Source organism: Paracoccus lichenicola, assembly GCF_009708075.1.
Lineage (GTDB): Bacteria > Pseudomonadota > Alphaproteobacteria > Rhodobacterales > Rhodobacteraceae > Paracoccus > Paracoccus lichenicola.
Genome location: NZ_WMBT01000026.1, coordinates 1 through 14,800, shown reverse-complemented (window position 1 = coordinate 14,800; position 14,800 = coordinate 1). Strand labels below are relative to the sequence as shown.

Sequence of the window (14,800 nt, the reverse complement as noted above, 5' to 3'; positions counted from 1 at the left end):
CGCACAAGATGACGAGCAGAACAAACGGACCGAGTTCCCTGCAATTCCTCCGGGTTTTCACACGGTCTGGATCCCCTTTCGGACAGCTCCGCGCATTGCAGTACAGGATGCCAGACAGAGGATCAGCGGCGCAGCCCCAATACCGACCATTAGCATGGTGACTATCCGGAACGGCGTCGAGAAGCATAATCCGCAACAGTCAGTCAGGCCCGAGCTGCGTCCCTTTCAGCAGTTCTGTCAGTTGGCCACCTGAAGCAAGGAAACACTGGGACTGACATGCTTGTAGAAGTGCGCTATTATAGGTATTACTTCTTGATACCGGAGAGGTTCCATGCCTGCCCACCCTGTCGCTGTGAAGCTGGACGCAGATGTTCATGCCCGTGTGCGGGAGCTTGCCAAGGCACAACACCGTTCTCCCCATTACCTGATGCGTGAAGCTATTGCCCAATACGTCGAGCGCGAAGAAAAGCGCGAAGCATTCCGACAAGAGGCTCTGACCGCTTGGGCGACCTATCAAGGTTCGGGCCTGCATGTGACACATACGGAGGCGGACGACTGGCTAGCGCAGCTTGAGGCCGGGCAGGACGTGGAACCGCCTGAATGCCACAACTGATCTGGACACCAGAGGCGCTACAGGGTGTCCAGCGATGTTATCGCTTTCTTGCGCCGAAGAACCTTGAAGCGGCAGCCCGTGCCGTGCGCGCAATCCGCGAGGGGATGCAGATCGTGTCCGCGCATCCGGGAGTCGGTCGTCCGGCCGACAAGATGGAGCCGGCTTTTCGGGAATGGTTGATCCCGTTCGGGGATAGCGGCTATGTCGTTCTTTACCGTGTCGATGATGATCTGGCCGTTGTTCTGGCAGTCAGGCATCAGCGCGAAGCCGGGTATTATTAAGCCAAAGCGCCTGCTTTCATCTTCTCGGCAGCATTTGCAGAAGAACAGGTTACTCATTTTTGAGTAAAATTGCCCTCTCAGTTTGGGGCAACTTTCACAGATAAAATTCATGATATTAGAAGCTTAATAAAAGCCAGCCCCTGCAACACGTCGAACCTTGGTCCTCCTCACGTTTGCAGCGAAACTTGCGTGACGTCATAAAATCGTTCAAATGCGCCTTATTCGCAGATCGCGGATGCAGATTGGGTGACCGGGCCCCTCTGGCGGATGTGGCGGCACATTCGCGATGTCGGCACTGATCCTGAACCAGCCGCCTGGATCCTTTCCTCATGGAAAACGGACTGTCTCCCCATGGCCCGCGCACTGACGCCCGGCCAATCCTTCACTATTTCACCTGGGCCTTCATCGTCACGGCGGTAGGCCTGCTGCTCGGAGCCTATCTGGGCTGGCAGATGACCGGCACGCTTGGTGGCATGCTGACCATCTTCTTCATCTGCCTGGTCCTGGCGGTCCTCGAAATCTCGCTGTCCTTCGACAACGCCATCGTCAATGCCAACAAGTTGAAGGAAATGACGCCGGAATGGCAGCATCGGTTTCTGACCTGGGGCATCATCATCGCCGTTTTCGGCATGCGGATCGTCTTCCCGCTTCTGATCGTGGTGATCGCCGCCAAGATCGGGCCGTGGGAAGCCGTGGTGCTGGCAGCCGCACAGCCCGAGGAATATGCGCGCATCATGCATGATGCCCATTTGCCCATCGCGGCCTTTGGCGGCACCTTCCTGATGATGGTCGGCCTGTCCTTCTTCTTCGACCACGAGAAGGACGTCCACTGGGTGCGGTGGCTGGAAGCCAAGATGCAGAAATACGCCACCATTCGTGGGATCGAGGTAGCGGTGGTGCTGTCCCTAGTCCTGATCTTCTCGCGCTTCCTGGAGCCCGCCGAATCCGAGGTCTTCTTCAAGTCCGCCATCTGGGGCCTGCTGACCTTCCTGCTGGTCGAGGTCCTGGGCGGGCTTCTGGACAGCACCCAGGAAACCCTGGTTGCGGGCGCCAAAGGGGGACTGGGAGCCTTCCTTTATCTCGAAGTCCTGGACGCGTCCTTCAGCTTTGACGGCGTGATCGGGGCATTTGCTTTGACGCAGAACCTGTTCATCATTGCCATCGGTCTGGGGATCGGGGCGATGTATGTGCGCTCCATGACCATCATGCTGGTCGAGAAGGGCACGCTTGCTCAATACCGGTATCTCGAACACGGTGCCTTTTACGCCATCATTATGCTTTCGTTGATCATGTTCCTGCAGTCCTTTGTCCGAATTCCTGAGGTCATCACCGGCCTCGGCGGTGCCGCGTTGATTGGTGTGTCGCTGTGGTCCTCCATCCATTGGAACCGCAGAACCGAACAGAACAAAGAGTAAAGGCTTGCCGGCTGCGGATCATTCCGTAGCCGGCAGCTGTCCATTGCCACGCCCAATAGAGCTTTCTTTAAGATCCTCATAGATCTCCTTGACCAGGAACAATTACTCGCCAGGTGAAATCGATCCAGTTGTGCGGCGGATCTCGGGCTCCGTGATGCGCGACGTTTATCCCACCATCACCGTCGCGAGCAGGTTCACGTTGAGCACGATGATCGTGATGGCGATCAGGGCGCAAAGCGCGGTCAGCCATTTAGGCGACACCATCGCTCCCATCTTGGCGCGGCTGGCCGTGAACATGACCAGTGGTACGATCGCAAAGGGCAATTGGAAGGACAGCACGACCTGACTGAGGATCAGCAGTTGGCCGGTGCCTTCGCTGCCATAAAGCAGGATCACCACCGTTGCCGGCAGGATCGCGAACCCCCGAGTAATCACCCGCCGCAACCAGGGTTTCAGCCGCAGCCTGATAAAGCCCTCCATCACGATCTGACCTGCCATGGTTGCGGTGACGGTCGAATTCAGTCCCGAACACAGCAACGCCAGTCCGAACAGGACGGGCGCGATCGAGGATCCCAGCAATGGCTCCAGCAGCAGATGCGCCTTGTCGATCTCGGCCACGTCGGTCTCACCGACGGTATGAAACGCCGCCGCTGCCAGGATCAGGATCGAGGCATTGATGGTCAGCGCGAACATCAGCGCGATGGTTGAATCCCACGTCGCCAGGCGCAGCGCCTCGCGTTTTGATGGCAGGTCGAGGCCATAGGCGCGGGTCTGCACAATCCCGGAATGGAGATACAGGTTGTGCGGCATTACGGTCGCGCCAATGATCCCAAGTGCAAGATACAGCATGTCGGGATTTCCGATGATCTCGCGGCTTGGCGCAAAACCCGCGATCACGGCGCCCCATTCTGGATCAGCGAGCGCGATCAGCACTGCGAAACAGGCCGTGATCGTCCCCAACAGCGCGATGATGAGCGCCTCGATCCACCGAAAGCCCTTGTTCTGAAGCCACAGGATCAGGAACACATCAGCTGCGGTGATGAAGATCCCGATCTCAAGCGGGATGCCGAACAGCAGGTTCAGGCCGATTGCGGTGCCAATCACCTCGGCCAGATCGGTTGCAATGATCGCCAGTTCGGCAAAGATCCACAGGGGGATGGATACCCACCTGGGATAAGCGTCTCGACAGGCTTGCGCCAAATCCCGCCCTGAGGCCACTGCAAGGCGTGCGCACAACGACTGCAGGAGTATGGCCATGATGTTGGACAGCAGCGCCACGAACAGCAGCGTGTAACCGAAGGCCGCTCCTCCTGCCAACGAGGTCGCCCAATTACCCGGATCCATGTATCCGACGGCGACCAGATAGCCCGGACCGACAAAGGACAGAAAGCGGCGGAAAGGCGTCACTCCACCACCTACGGCAATCGTGCGGAAAACCTCGGAAAGGGATGGAGTGTCGCGCTCTTGGCGCCAGGCTTTTGATGACATGGGCTGCAACTTTCCAGAACACTCAAAAAAGTTAGTCTTGGCTAAGAATTTACCCTTTGTCTTTGCCTGTCAATCTCCGATGTGCAACAGTTCCTCCAATGACATGTGATAGCTCTTCCACTGCAGCCACTGATGAACCCCGTCCCGCCGACAGTCGCGCCGAGGCCTTTCAAGAAGTGCGCAGCGCACGGCGCAATGAACTGGCGGAGGATTACGTCGAACTTATCGCCGAGCTCATCCACGAGCACGGAGAGGCCCGGCCTGTCGCCATCGCTGCGCGCATGGGTGTGCGCGCGCCAACGGTGACCAAGGCACTGGACCGGCTGGCCAGGGAGGGACTCATCACCCGCGAACGATACCGCTCGGTCTTTTTGACGGAGAAGGGGCGTGCCCTGGCTCATGAATGCCGCCGCCGGCACGAGATTGTCCTGCGCTTCTTGATCCGCCTCGGCCTTGATGCCGAGACGGCTGAACGAGACGCCGAAGGCATCGAGCATCACGTCAGTGAACGGACATTGGCTTTGTTCGAGGCTTACGCCGATCAGGTGTAGACTGGCGTGCAACTCGGCCTGTCCTGCTTCATAGCCTTGCTCCGGTTAAAACGCAGGTTCCTTGGATTTCGATGGGCGAAGCCATACGGTGAAGACCAGCAAGGCCCCGAGCGTGATTGCGATATCGGCGCCGTTGAACGTGGGCCAGTGCCAATTCCGCCAGTAGAGATCGAGAAAATCGGTGACCGCACCCTGCCGCAGTCGATCGATGATGTTGCCGAGCGCACCGCCCACGATCAGCGCAAGACCTGTCCGCTCACGTAGGCTTTCCGCACGAAACGCCATAATCGCGAACATCAAGGCGAGCCCGCCCGTCAGTGCTGCCATGAGCAGCGGCCGTCCCGCCATGGCACCCGACATCATGCCAAAACTGGCTCCTTCGTTGAAGCCAAGCGTCACATTGAACCCTGGAACAACAGACAGGATCTCTCCGGGAGAAAGCAGCAACAGTGCCACCGTCTTGGTGGCCTGATCTGCCAGCACCGTGGCACCAATCAGGAGAATGATGGGGGTCGCCTTCATGTTTCGTTTCTCCGGTGAAAGCCGATCCAGCGCGGCACAGTCTTGAGATAATGGTCATAGTCTCGTCCCAACGCCTGCTGCAGCGCGGTTTCCTCGGATCGAACCTGTGTGGCAGCCGACCAAAGAAAGAGCATCGGAGCGAGAAACGTGGGAACTGCAGGAATGGCAAGACCCACTCCCGCAAGCAGCATGAACTGACCCACAAAGGTCGGGTTGCGGCTGAAACGATAAAGCCCGCCTGACACAAGGGGGCCCGTTGCACCCTCGGCGACACCCACACGCCACGAGCTGCCCATCGACATCTGCGCGGCGAAGGCGAGCATTGCGCCGGTCCCAGCAATGAAGACGCCGAGCAGGCCAAGCGCCACCGCCTCACCCCCGGTCCAAAAAGGGTCAATCTTGTGCAGGGCGGGCCAGGCCAGCCAGAGCAGCGGGCCGAAAAATCCCAGAACAAAGGCCGCCCGAAAGCCAAACGCTGCCCAGCGATCGCGTCCCCTGGCTTGGCCAAAGAGCCAGATCGACGTTCTTGCTGTCTGAGCCGCCAAGGCGCTGCCCCAGAAAAAGAGCAGCAGATAGCCCACCAACAGCGCCAGCACAGACCAGCCAAACCCTGACAGCATGGCCTCAGCCTTCGCGCTCGGGATTGAAGCCCAGCAGGCGGAGCGCGTTCAGCGTGACAAGCACTGTAGCCCCGGTATCGGCAAGGATGGCAATCCAAAGGCCGGTGATCCCCAGCACTGTTGTCACAAGGAAGACCGCTTTCAAGCCAAGCGCGATGGTCACGTTCTGCCGAATATTGGCCATGGCCGCGCGGGCAAGGCGGATCTGCGCGGGAATGTCGGTCACCCGGTCGCGCAGGATCGCCGCGTCGGCGGTCTCCAGCGCCACGTCGGTGCCCGATCCCATGGCTACCCCGATGCTGGCCTGCTTGAGGGCAGGGGCATCATTGATGCCATCACCGATCATCATCACGCCGCCCTGTTCGTTCATCTCGCGGATTGCGCCGAGCTTGTCCTCGGGCATCATGTCGGCCTGGAACTGCATGCCCAGACCTTCGGCAATAGCCGCGGCGGTGCGGGGGTTATCCCCTGTCAGGATGGTCGATGTGATGCCCATGGCCGACAACTGGCGTACCGCTTCTGCAGCGTCGGCACGGGGTTCGTCGCGCATGGCAATAAGGCCAAGCGGAATGCCTTCGCGATAAACGGCCACGGCAGTCTTTCCCTGCTCCTCGAACACGGTTGCTTGTCGCAGACCGAGTCCATCCAGCCCGCCATTTTCGGAGGCATGCCGAGGCGAGGTCACCCAAGCCGGCGCATCCCCCACTGTGGCGACGACGCCCCGTCCCGCCAGCGCGCGCGCATCGCGGGCGGGAAGGGCCTGGACGCCGGCCGTTTCGGCCCTGTTCAGGATAGCCACGGCAAGCGGATGGCTGGATCCGCTTTCGACACCTGCCGCCACCTCAAGCAGCTGCGCCTCGGTCGTGTGCCCGAACGGAACCAGATCGGTGACTTGCGGACGGCCATGGGTCAGGGTGCCGGTCTTGTCGAATGCGACCTTCGAGACCTTGGCGGCCGCCTCGATCACCGCACCCCCCTTCATCAGCAAACCTCGCCGGGCGCCGGTAGAGAGCGCCGACGCGATGGAAGCAGGAACCGAGATCACCAACGCGCAGGGACAGCCGATCAGCAGCAGCGCCAGCCCGCGATAGATCCAGGTATCCCAGGACTGGCCCAAGACCAGAGGGGGCACCACGACCACAAGGACCGCGACCGCGACGATGGCGGGCATATACCAGCGGCTGAAACGGTCGATGAAGCGTTCAGTCGGCGCACGCGCCTCCTCGGCTTCTTCGACAAGACGGATGATACGGGAAATGGTGTTGTCCTGGGCGGCCTTGGTCACGGTGACGCGCAGCACGGCCTCGGTGTTGATCGAGCCCGCGAAGACCCTCTCCCCCGGACCGCGTGTGGCGGGCACGCTTTCCCCTGTTACCGGGCTTTCATCGACACCGGATATGCCTTCGATGATCTCTCCGTCGGCCGGGATCCGATCGCCCGGCCGGATCAGAACGGTCTGGCCCACCTGAAGACTGGCGGCGGCGACTTCGCGTGTCGTGCCGTTTTCCTCCAGCAGCGCCGTTTTCGGAACCAGATCGGCCAATGCGCGGATGCCGTTGCGAGCCTTGCTTGCGGCGACGCCCTCAAGGACTTCGCCCACGGCAAACAAGAACACAACCAGTGCAGCTTCTTCCGCTGCATTGATGAACAGCGCGCCGATGGCAGCGACTGTCATCAGCCCCTCGATGGTGAAGAACTGGCCGGATCGCGCCGCAGCAAAGGCGCGGCGGGCGATGGGGGCAACGCCGATCAGGCAGGCCGCGACGAATGCCCAGGCACCAATGCGAGGCGCGAACAGCTCCACGCCCCAGGCCGCAGCCAGCAGCAGGCCGGTGAAGATGACCAGTCTGCCCTTTCCGGTCTGATACCAGTTCTTGCCGCGATCGGCTGGATCGTCATGGACATGGCCGGGACTGCCATGCCCGGAATGAGCGGCCTCGGCTCCAGCGGGGCGTGCGTGATCATGCGCCTCGTGATTGGCATCGGATGCCGCACCAGGAAGGACGAACTCCTTCTTCTCGGCCCCGCGTGGCTTGATCCCGTATCCCAAAGCTCGCACGGTCTTTTCGACCTGCTCCCGGCCAGTCTTGTTTTCGTCCAGGGTCAGGCGAAGACGTTCGGACATGATGCCCACCTCGACCCCGCTGACTCCCGGCAAACGGGTCACGGCGTTTCTGATCTTGCCTGCACATGATCCGCAATCCATGCCGGACACTGTCCAGTCGCAGACGGTTTCGTCAGCCAGATCCGATTTCGTCATCATTCTCTCCTCCGCCGTAGCAGGGCGGTTGCCATCATCGAATCAGGGTTTTAAGTGCTCTAGCTACTATAGGTTCAAGGAGAATCTTGATGCTGACCATCGGAAAGCTCGGATCATCGACCGGCGTGAAGATCCCCACGATCCGCTATTATGAGCAGATCGGCCTGTTGCCGGAGGCCGAGCGCAGTCCTGGCAACCAGAGACTTTACACCCACAAGGCGCATGAGCGTCTGGTTTTCATCCGTCACGCACGCGACCTGGGATTTTCGCTGGAGGCAATCCGCGATCTGCTCAGCCTGTCGGACAATCCGGATCAGCCCTGCGCCGCAGCGGATGCCATCGCAAGGGCACAGCTTGCCGAAGTCGAAAGCCGCCTTGCCCGACTTGCCGCACTCAAGACAGAGCTGGAGCGCATGGTGGTGCAATGCGCGGGCGACAGGATTTCCGACTGCCGGGTCATTGAGGTCCTCAGCGATCACTCCCAGTGCATCACCGACCACGCGATCGAGGAGGCGACTTCCTGACGGAGGCCACGCGTCCTGCGCTGCGCATTGTCCGGGTGCGTCAACGCGCGCGCACCAGTTCCTGTAGCCGGCAAGCTGTTCCCCGTTGCGATAGGCCGGAACATCTCCGCATCTCCCTTCCTTGCCGCGACCCACTGACAAATCTGTGATCCTCCCAGATTTAGCTTGAACCTCTAGCTGCTTGAGGTTGCAGAAGGCGCCGACCGGCCGCAACGAGCAGGACAGACAAAAATGATGCCTTTCGGACATCGAGTGGACAGATGCTGACGCTCCTCGGGGCTATTCTGGGCGTTTGGCGCGGGATAATCCGCGCCCGCCAACTGGGCGGGAACAGACTGGATATAATCCAGTATGCCATCGCTCACGCAATTGCTTTCGGACTGCTGGGAGCATTTGTCGGAATAAGCCTCGGACGTCTTTTCACGCCATGAACCCGGAATGCTGCCGCTTGCTGGCTGTCGCCTGCAGCCAAAGCGACGCTTCCCACATCTGACGGGATATCAGACTTGATGATCTTGCGAACCCTGCTTCTTGTCGGCGCTGTTGCCGCAACCGCGCCGCTGCACGCCGAGACCTTGAGCGAGCCTGCGCCCCCGGCGGGGCAAACAGCCAATCTTTCGCAACACGAGGTGGTGGCGGGCGATACGCTGGACGCGATCCTGTCTCGTGCAGGAATAGCCGCAGAAACGCGGAATGAGGCGGCACTGGCTATTGCGGATGTTTTCGACCTGTCGACCTTGACCCCTGGCCAGGTGCTGAGATGGAGCGTGTCGGAAGATGATCCCGCCCGTTTGGAGCGCCTGTCGTTGTTGATCGAGAACGGGACCGACATTGTTCTCGATTTCAGCAAGCCTCTTGAGGCTGCCTTGGTCAACACTCAGATCCAGGTTCGAGATCGCCGCGAGGCCTTCGTGCTTGTCGGGCCGCTTTATGATGCGCTTGCAGAACGAGAGGCGCCGGAGAGCTTTGCCGTCGATCTTGCTGCGTTCCTGGCGGGACAAGTCGATTTCCGCCGCGACCTGAAGGGCGGAGAACGCGTGGCGCTGATCTGGCAGGAAAGTGCTCTGCCTGACGGAACAATCCTGGGAGAGCCTCGGCTGTCCTATGCCCGGCTGGAGCTGAACGGGCATGTTTACGAACTGGTAGCAGGTCCACCGGACGAACCGGCCATTCTGTTCAAGAATGGCAAGCCGGTGCAACACACCGCTCGCCCTGTCATCGGTGCGCGTCTGTCTTCGGTCTTCGGCAAGCGAAAGCACCCGGTTCTTGGCGTAGGGCGAATGCATACCGGGGTAGATTACGCCGCAAAGATTGGCACCCCTGTCAGGGCGACCGGGGCGGGCAGGGTGATTTTTGCAGGAACCATGCGGGGATACGGCCGGACCATCGATATTGACCATGGTGGCGGCGTTGTGACCCGCTATGCCCATTTGTCCCGCTTCGCTCCTGGTATCGAGAGGGGCACTCAGGCGAGTGCGAATGACCATATTGGCGATGTCGGTGCGACGGGCCTCGTGAGCGGGCCGAACCTGCACTACGAAGTTCGTATCGATGGCCAGCCGACAGACCCCATAGAGGAAGCGCCGGCATTGCACGCCATGGCGATCAAGCCAGGCGATCTGTTGATGCTTGCGACGGCAAGGGTCGCGACCGGGTTCTTCATCCGCACGAATGTGGAGAACAAAGGCTGATGGCAGCCGGAGATGGCTGCCGACCGGCAGGACGCCCCAACACGAAGTCAGAGATTATGTTCGATGTTCGACTTGCCCATGCGTGACTCCACGACCTCTCGCGCCGAGACGCTTCTGCTCATCGCCTTCTTGATGGCCTTGGGCGCGACGCTGGGCGCGCTCTTCATTGGTGAGGTTCTGGGCCAGACCCCTTGTATCCTCTGCTGGTATCAACGCATCGCGATGTTCCCGCTGGTGCCGATCCTGGCTGTCGGCCTCTGGCGGGGTGATGCGACAGCAAGGATCTATGCACTGCCACTGGTCCTGGCGGGACTTGCGGTCGCGCTATGGCATTCAGGACTTTACGCCGGGATAATTCCGGAAGGCGTCAGTCCTTGCACCCAAGACGGGCCATCCTGTTCCGACCGCACCCAGATGACCATCCTGGGACTGCCCATTCCCTATCTTTCGCTCGGTTGCTTTATGGCAATCGCGCTGTGCCTGAACGTCATGAAAGGAAAGCCATCATGAAACGAAGAACCGTCGTTGTAGGAGCCCTGGCTGTGGGCGCAGGCACATTTGCCGGAGGCTCATGGTATGTCACGCGTCAGCGAGAGGCCGAACAGGCCGAAGCTGCGCGCGCCGCTCTGCAAGCACAACCCGAGGCGCTGATCCGGCCCTATTCGCCGATCCTTGGTCCAGCCGATGCGCCAGTTACCCTGGTGGAATTCTTCGACCCTTCTTGCGAGGCCTGCCGAGCCTTTCATCCGGTGATCAACGAACTGCGTCGTGAATATCCCATTCAGCTTCGCGTGGTGTTGCGATACACGCCATTCCACGAGGGTTCGGACGAGGCCGTGCGTATCCTGGAGGTTGCGCGTCGTCAGAACCTTTTCGAGCCGGTGTTGGACATTCTCTTCGATCAGCAGCCTGCCTGGGCGCTTCATGGCCAGCCCCGCATGGATCTGGCCTGGAAGATGGCCGGGGAAGCCGGACTTGATCTGTCCCGCGCCGAGTCCGAACGCTTGCATCCCGAAATTACTGGCGTGCTGAATCAGGAGATGGCCGATGTTCAGGCCATGCAGATCAAAGGAACACCCACCTTCTTCGTGAATGGCCAGCGGCTGGCTGAACTCAGCATCAAGAACCTGCGCGCATCGGTCTCGAACGCGATTTCCGAGCTTGGATAGGGCCCATCGCCAATGAGCCTTCGAACAATCCGCCTGGCCCTTTGGGGATTGGTCCTGGTGGCGGGAGCGGCCTTAGCGGTCCAACAATGGACAGGGCGGGAAAAGTCCGCAGAAACTCTTCGGCCTGACTTTGCCCTTCAGGACGGAAAGGGTCAGACCTATACCATGGTTGATTTCAGGGGAAAGTTCAGCTTGGTTTTCTTCGGCTTCACGAACTGTCCGGATGTCTGCCCGACCACGATGTCCGAAGTCGCCCAAGTCATGGACGATCTGGGCGAAGGGGCGGACCGGGTGCAACCCTTGTTCATCTCGATCGACCCGGAGCGAGACCGCAGACAGGGCCTGACTGAATATGTGGCTGCCTTCCATCCGGCAATCCTTGGCTTGTCGGGGGACGATGCGGCCACGAAGGACGCTGCGAACAGCTTCAAGATCTATTTTGGACGCGAAGAGGATCCATCCGCACCCGACGGCTACACTATGTCGCACAGCTCGGGGCTGTATTTGATCGGTCCGGATGGTGAATGGCTGCGCCAGTTCGCCTATGAAACCCCTGCTGCCGAAATACTGGCGGATATCGAGAAAAGGATTCTACCATGAAGGTGTTCGCGTTTGCCTTTGGATTTGCGATGCTCCTTCCTGCGCTCGCCTCGGCCGATTGCGCCAGCGTGACGGCGGGCGATCTCACGATCTCGAAGGCCTGGTCGCGTGCCACAATAGGCGCCCAGCGGCCGGCTGCGTTCTATGTCGAGATCCGCAATGACGGTGAAGCCGATGATCGTCTGGTTGGGATCGAGACACTGGTTGCAGGAATGCCGATGCTGCACCAGACCGTCATCCAGGACGGCCTCGCCACGATGCCGCATGTCGAGGCTGTTGAGGTCCCGGCAGGTGAAACGGTCTCCCTGTCACCTGGCGGCTACCACGGCATGCTGATGGAATTGACTACGCCACTTTCGGAAGGCCAGTCCTTTCCTGTCACCCTGACTTTCGAGCAGGCAGGGGCAGTCGAGATCGACACCCAGATCCTGTCAATACGCGCGCAGGAGGCGCAATGCGACGCCGCAAACTGATCCTCGGCGGTGCGGGCCTTCTGGGCGCATTCGGCTTTACCCTGGGCCTCGGAGCATGGCGCAGTGGCGACCTGCGTCGGCTGACGGACGTCAGGGAAACCGAGAGCGGTCGGCCAGACTTGTCCCGGATGGTGTGGCGGCTAATCGATGATCAGGGCAATCCTGTCGTCCCGCAGGATTGGCTTAGCCAAGCCAGCATGGTCTTCTTCGGTTTCACTTGGTGTCCGGATGTCTGCCCAACCACGTTGATGGATATTGCAGATTGGCTGGAGGGCCTGGGGCAGGACGCAGACCGAATCCGGGTCGCCATGATTACCGTCGATCCTGAACGGGACAGCCCTGAGATCCTGGCCGAATACTTGTCGAACTTCGATATCCGGATTCGCGGCTTGACGGGCTCGGCTGATGCGGTCGCCGAAGCCGCGGAAGCCTTCGACGTGACCTACACCCGCCTGCCGCGAGATGACGGGGACTACACGATGAACCATACTTCCGGCGTGTTCGTGTTTCGGCCTTCGGGTGAACTTGCCAGCACCATTGATTTTCATGAGGAGCGCCGCTTCGCGGTGCCCAAAATTCGGAGAGCCATCGGATGAAACATGCCTTGCTTATTGCAGTTGCCCTGATGGCAGCACCTTTATCCTTGGAGGCGCAGGAGGTCTTCCCCACCATTCATGTTGTTGAGGGACAAGGCTGCGAATGCTGCGTGAAATGGACAGAGTATCTGCAACAGCAGGGTTTCGACGTATCCTCCGAAGACCGCTTCGGTGTCCTGCTGATCCAGCACAAGATCGAGCTTGGCGTTCCCGCCGAACATTATTCCTGCCACACCGGCCAGATCGATGGCTACTTCCTGGAAGGCCATGTCCCCGCCCAGGATATCCGAAGGCTTCTGGAAGAACGGCCCGATGCGGCGGGCTTGGCTGTGCCCGGAATGCCCTATGGCAGCCCCGGCATGGGCCCCGAAGACAAGCGCGAAGCGTATGACGTGTTGTTGATACGCAAAGACGGAAGCAGCGAAGTGTTCACCAGCTATCCCGCTGCCGACGGCATTTAGATCGATCATTTACCTAGAACGGAGCATTCCTGAATGGCCAGTTTAGACCGGCGTCATTTTTCCCTGGCAGCCTTGGCGACCCTTGCGGCTTGTGGCGCTCCGACGCCGCAGACACCGACGTTCAAGGTCTATTCCGGTCCCCCGGTCACTCAGGTCGTCATTCAGAAAGGGCAGCGCCGGATGTATCTTCTGAACGGAACGACAGTGCTGAAGGCTTATGATTTCGGCCTTGGATTTCAGCCGGTCGGCCACAAGCAGTTCGAGGGCGACGGCAAGACGCCTGAGGGGCTTTATTTTGTGGACCGCTTCAATCCTCGCAGCCGGTACCACCTTTCCGTCGGCGTATCCTATCCGAATGAGCGCGACCGCGCTTTTGCGGAACAATTAGGTCGCGATCCGGGCGGGGATATCATGATCCATGGCCGTGGGCCTGAAGGCAACCAGCTGGTGCGCCAGAAACGGGACTGGACGGCTGGGTGCATCACCGTCAGCGACGAAGAGATCGAGGATGTCTATGCCATGCTGCAGCTCGGCGCCCCGATCATGATTCACGCCTGACAGAGGAATGAGACGAGCACAGAAAGCTGTGCTCCATCATTCTTGAGGCTTTTGGGAGGGACGCCAGCGACCAGGTTCTTGGCGTCCTTCTGTAACGATCGCCTTCTAGAACACCGTCACCTGCGTTCCGATTTCCGCCAGCTCGTAGAGCCGGGTAATATGCTCATTATAGAGTCCGTAGCAGCCGTTTGAGGATTTTCGGCCAATCTTGCGTGTGTCATGCGTGCCATGGATCAAATAGGCCGGCCATGACAGATAGAGGCCGTAAGGTCCCAGGGGATTGTCCGGACTTCCGCCTTCTACACGCTGCGGCAGATTGGGATCCTTCTCCCGCATGCTCGGCGTCGGTGTCCAAGGCGGATTCTTTGCCTTTCTGACAATTTCAGTCTCACCCCGGCGCGTCAGATCTTCAGTAACAGGGATAGAGCACGGGAAGACCAGACTGATCGATCCATCCCCTGACCAGTAATGCACTGCACGCGACGTCACATCCGCAAGGATCACGCCCTTTCCCAAACTTGGGTAAAATTCGCTCCAATGCCTTGCGCGAAACGACGACTGATTTCGCCTGGGATCTGCGTTCGGATCAACCTGATAGGCCCTGAGATCGGGCGCCCCGCCGGTCGGGGGGCCGCCATAGAGAGGCTGCCCGGTATAAGGATCAAAACCCTGCGCCAAGACGGCGCCGCCCGGCAGAACCGCCGCTGTGGCCAGCAGACCACCTAGAAAGCGCCGTCGGTCGCTACCTGTGTCCTTCAGGACCATTCACTGCCTCGCTTTTTTCAACAAGTTTATCTAACGATTGCAGAAGATTATTCGCCCCAGGGGGTTTGACCAAGAAGACGAAATGCCGCGTGGATCAAGATCCTGTGCGTTCCAGTTGAGACTCACTGCAGTTGATCGCTGTCGAGGGAGATATGGGCAAAAGTTGGTGACGCTTGATCAGGCGGCGGCTTGAAGTTGGCGGAGGCCGTCGCG

Annotated in this window: 19 protein-coding genes; 14 read left to right on the top strand and 5 right to left on the bottom strand. The window is 59.9% G+C overall.

The annotated features are described in order from the left end of the window. The 4 genes from GIY56_RS18665 to GIY56_RS17410 form a co-directional block, all read left to right on the top strand. A partial coding sequence (locus GIY56_RS18665) for a hypothetical protein (protein ID WP_230312614.1) occupies window positions 1–253 on the top strand: 253 nt, incomplete at its 5' end. 78 nt (window positions 254–331) lie between these two features. Continuing rightward, window positions 332–613: a CopG family ribbon-helix-helix protein gene (locus GIY56_RS17420; RefSeq protein ID WP_080623106.1), complete on the top strand. Its 282-nt coding sequence runs from the start codon at window positions 332–334 to the stop codon at window positions 611–613. After that, entirely contained in the window at window positions 601–894 is a 294-nt protein-coding gene (locus GIY56_RS17415) for a type II toxin-antitoxin system RelE/ParE family toxin (protein WP_080623105.1), read from the top strand. Before GIY56_RS17420 ends, GIY56_RS17415 begins: the two co-directional genes overlap by 13 nt. Window positions 895–1,223: 329 nt before the next feature. Beyond that, the gene (locus GIY56_RS17410; RefSeq protein ID WP_080623104.1) at window positions 1,224–2,309 is read left to right on the top strand and encodes a DUF475 domain-containing protein; all 1,086 of its coding nucleotides are present in this window, start codon (window positions 1,224–1,226) and stop codon (window positions 2,307–2,309) included. 165 nt (window positions 2,310–2,474) lie between these two features. Here GIY56_RS17410 and GIY56_RS17405 read toward each other — a convergent pair whose 3' ends face one another. Then, window positions 2,475–3,797, bottom strand: coding sequence for an Nramp family divalent metal transporter (locus GIY56_RS17405; RefSeq protein ID WP_080623103.1), 1,323 nt, complete (start codon window positions 3,795–3,797; stop codon window positions 2,475–2,477). A gap of 98 nt (window positions 3,798–3,895) precedes the next feature. On the opposite strand from GIY56_RS17405, the gene mntR reads away from it, so the two are divergent. After that, window positions 3,896–4,348: a manganese-binding transcriptional regulator MntR gene (gene mntR / locus GIY56_RS17400; RefSeq protein WP_080623102.1), complete on the top strand. Its 453-nt coding sequence runs from the start codon at window positions 3,896–3,898 to the stop codon at window positions 4,346–4,348. Between the two features lie 45 nt (window positions 4,349–4,393). Here mntR and lspA read toward each other — a convergent pair whose 3' ends face one another. From lspA to GIY56_RS17385, 3 genes are read right to left on the bottom strand one after another with little or no spacing between them, the layout of a single operon-like run. Continuing rightward, window positions 4,394–4,870 (bottom strand): signal peptidase II, encoded by a 477-nt coding sequence (gene lspA / locus GIY56_RS17395; RefSeq protein WP_080623101.1) that lies wholly within the window; start codon window positions 4,868–4,870, stop codon window positions 4,394–4,396. Beyond that, window positions 4,867–5,490 (bottom strand): methyltransferase family protein, encoded by a 624-nt coding sequence (locus tag GIY56_RS17390; RefSeq protein ID WP_154766123.1) that lies wholly within the window; start codon window positions 5,488–5,490, stop codon window positions 4,867–4,869. Before GIY56_RS17390 ends, lspA begins: the two co-directional genes overlap by 4 nt. Before the next feature lie 4 nt (window positions 5,491–5,494). Beyond that, on the bottom strand, window positions 5,495–7,750 hold the full coding sequence (locus GIY56_RS17385; protein ID WP_230312612.1) for a heavy metal translocating P-type ATPase: 2,256 nt from the start codon (window positions 7,748–7,750) through the stop codon (window positions 5,495–5,497). 89 nt (window positions 7,751–7,839) lie between these two features. On the opposite strand from GIY56_RS17385, the gene GIY56_RS17380 reads away from it, so the two are divergent. The 9 genes from GIY56_RS17380 to GIY56_RS17340 all read left to right on the top strand — a co-directional run bounded on the left by GIY56_RS17380 (window position 7,840) and on the right by GIY56_RS17340 (window position 13,822). Then, window positions 7,840–8,274 (top strand): MerR family transcriptional regulator, encoded by a 435-nt coding sequence (locus GIY56_RS17380; protein WP_080623098.1) that lies wholly within the window; start codon window positions 7,840–7,842, stop codon window positions 8,272–8,274. Between the two features lie 509 nt (window positions 8,275–8,783). Next, on the top strand, window positions 8,784–9,965 hold the full coding sequence (locus GIY56_RS17375; protein ID WP_080623097.1) for a M23 family metallopeptidase: 1,182 nt from the start codon (window positions 8,784–8,786) through the stop codon (window positions 9,963–9,965). Between the two features lie 63 nt (window positions 9,966–10,028). Continuing rightward, window positions 10,029–10,475 carry a disulfide bond formation protein B gene (locus GIY56_RS17370; protein WP_230312611.1) on the top strand — a complete coding sequence of 149 codons (447 nt, stop codon included), beginning with the start codon at window positions 10,029–10,031 and terminating at the stop codon, window positions 10,473–10,475. Beyond that, the gene (locus GIY56_RS17365) at window positions 10,472–11,134 is read left to right on the top strand and encodes a DsbA family protein (RefSeq protein ID WP_080623096.1); all 663 of its coding nucleotides are present in this window, start codon (window positions 10,472–10,474) and stop codon (window positions 11,132–11,134) included. The genes GIY56_RS17370 and GIY56_RS17365 overlap by 4 nt, the downstream gene beginning before the upstream one ends. Before the next feature lie 12 nt (window positions 11,135–11,146). Then, entirely contained in the window at window positions 11,147–11,734 is a 588-nt protein-coding gene (locus GIY56_RS17360) for an SCO family protein (RefSeq protein WP_105291658.1), read from the top strand. Then, complete coding sequence (locus GIY56_RS17355) at window positions 11,731–12,207, top strand: copper chaperone PCu(A)C (protein WP_080623095.1); 477 nt, start codon at window positions 11,731–11,733, stop codon at window positions 12,205–12,207. The genes GIY56_RS17360 and GIY56_RS17355 overlap by 4 nt, the downstream gene beginning before the upstream one ends. Then, window positions 12,189–12,803, top strand: a complete 615-nt coding sequence (locus tag GIY56_RS17350) for an SCO family protein (protein WP_080623094.1) — start codon at window positions 12,189–12,191, stop codon at window positions 12,801–12,803. The genes GIY56_RS17355 and GIY56_RS17350 overlap by 19 nt, the downstream gene beginning before the upstream one ends. Then, window positions 12,800–13,264 carry a DUF411 domain-containing protein gene (locus GIY56_RS17345; protein ID WP_080623093.1) on the top strand — a complete coding sequence of 155 codons (465 nt, stop codon included), beginning with the start codon at window positions 12,800–12,802 and terminating at the stop codon, window positions 13,262–13,264. The genes GIY56_RS17350 and GIY56_RS17345 overlap by 4 nt, the downstream gene beginning before the upstream one ends. A gap of 33 nt (window positions 13,265–13,297) precedes the next feature. Further along, complete coding sequence (locus GIY56_RS17340; RefSeq protein WP_080623092.1) at window positions 13,298–13,822, top strand: L,D-transpeptidase family protein; 525 nt, start codon at window positions 13,298–13,300, stop codon at window positions 13,820–13,822. Between the two features lie 105 nt (window positions 13,823–13,927). Here GIY56_RS17340 and GIY56_RS17335 read toward each other — a convergent pair whose 3' ends face one another. After that, the gene (locus GIY56_RS17335) at window positions 13,928–14,587 is read right to left on the bottom strand and encodes a L,D-transpeptidase (RefSeq protein WP_080623091.1); all 660 of its coding nucleotides are present in this window, start codon (window positions 14,585–14,587) and stop codon (window positions 13,928–13,930) included. Window positions 14,588–14,800 lie beyond the last annotated feature (213 nt).

What these genes read in the sequence shown, in the direction of transcription:
- GIY56_RS17350 (WP_080623094.1), top strand. Translation starts at nt 12,189, where the DNA reads ATGCGACGCCGCAAACTGATCCTCGGCGGTGCGGGCCTTCTGGGCGCA.
- GIY56_RS17370 (WP_230312611.1), top strand. Translation starts at nt 10,029, where the DNA reads ATGTTCGACTTGCCCATGCGTGACTCCACGACCTCTCGCGCCGAGACG.
- GIY56_RS17355 (WP_080623095.1), top strand. Translation starts at nt 11,731, where the DNA reads ATGAAGGTGTTCGCGTTTGCCTTTGGATTTGCGATGCTCCTTCCTGCG.
- GIY56_RS17385 (WP_230312612.1), bottom strand. Translation starts at nt 7,750, where the DNA reads ATGACGAAATCGGATCTGGCTGACGAAACCGTCTGCGACTGGACAGTG.
- GIY56_RS17335 (WP_080623091.1), bottom strand. Translation starts at nt 14,587, where the DNA reads ATGGTCCTGAAGGACACAGGTAGCGACCGACGGCGCTTTCTAGGTGGT.
- mntR (WP_080623102.1), top strand. Translation starts at nt 3,896, where the DNA reads ATGACATGTGATAGCTCTTCCACTGCAGCCACTGATGAACCCCGTCCC.
- GIY56_RS17415 (WP_080623105.1), top strand. Translation starts at nt 601, where the DNA reads ATGCCACAACTGATCTGGACACCAGAGGCGCTACAGGGTGTCCAGCGA.
- GIY56_RS17360 (WP_105291658.1), top strand. Translation starts at nt 11,147, where the DNA reads ATGAGCCTTCGAACAATCCGCCTGGCCCTTTGGGGATTGGTCCTGGTG.
- GIY56_RS17345 (WP_080623093.1), top strand. Translation starts at nt 12,800, where the DNA reads ATGAAACATGCCTTGCTTATTGCAGTTGCCCTGATGGCAGCACCTTTA.
- GIY56_RS17390 (WP_154766123.1), bottom strand. Translation starts at nt 5,490, where the DNA reads ATGCTGTCAGGGTTTGGCTGGTCTGTGCTGGCGCTGTTGGTGGGCTAT.
- GIY56_RS17340 (WP_080623092.1), top strand. Translation starts at nt 13,298, where the DNA reads ATGGCCAGTTTAGACCGGCGTCATTTTTCCCTGGCAGCCTTGGCGACC.
- lspA (WP_080623101.1), bottom strand. Translation starts at nt 4,870, where the DNA reads ATGAAGGCGACCCCCATCATTCTCCTGATTGGTGCCACGGTGCTGGCA.
- GIY56_RS17365 (WP_080623096.1), top strand. Translation starts at nt 10,472, where the DNA reads ATGAAACGAAGAACCGTCGTTGTAGGAGCCCTGGCTGTGGGCGCAGGC.
- GIY56_RS17410 (WP_080623104.1), top strand. Translation starts at nt 1,224, where the DNA reads ATGGAAAACGGACTGTCTCCCCATGGCCCGCGCACTGACGCCCGGCCA.
- GIY56_RS17405 (WP_080623103.1), bottom strand. Translation starts at nt 3,797, where the DNA reads ATGTCATCAAAAGCCTGGCGCCAAGAGCGCGACACTCCATCCCTTTCC.
- GIY56_RS17380 (WP_080623098.1), top strand. Translation starts at nt 7,840, where the DNA reads ATGCTGACCATCGGAAAGCTCGGATCATCGACCGGCGTGAAGATCCCC.
- GIY56_RS17375 (WP_080623097.1), top strand. Translation starts at nt 8,784, where the DNA reads ATGATCTTGCGAACCCTGCTTCTTGTCGGCGCTGTTGCCGCAACCGCG.
- GIY56_RS17420 (WP_080623106.1), top strand. Translation starts at nt 332, where the DNA reads ATGCCTGCCCACCCTGTCGCTGTGAAGCTGGACGCAGATGTTCATGCC.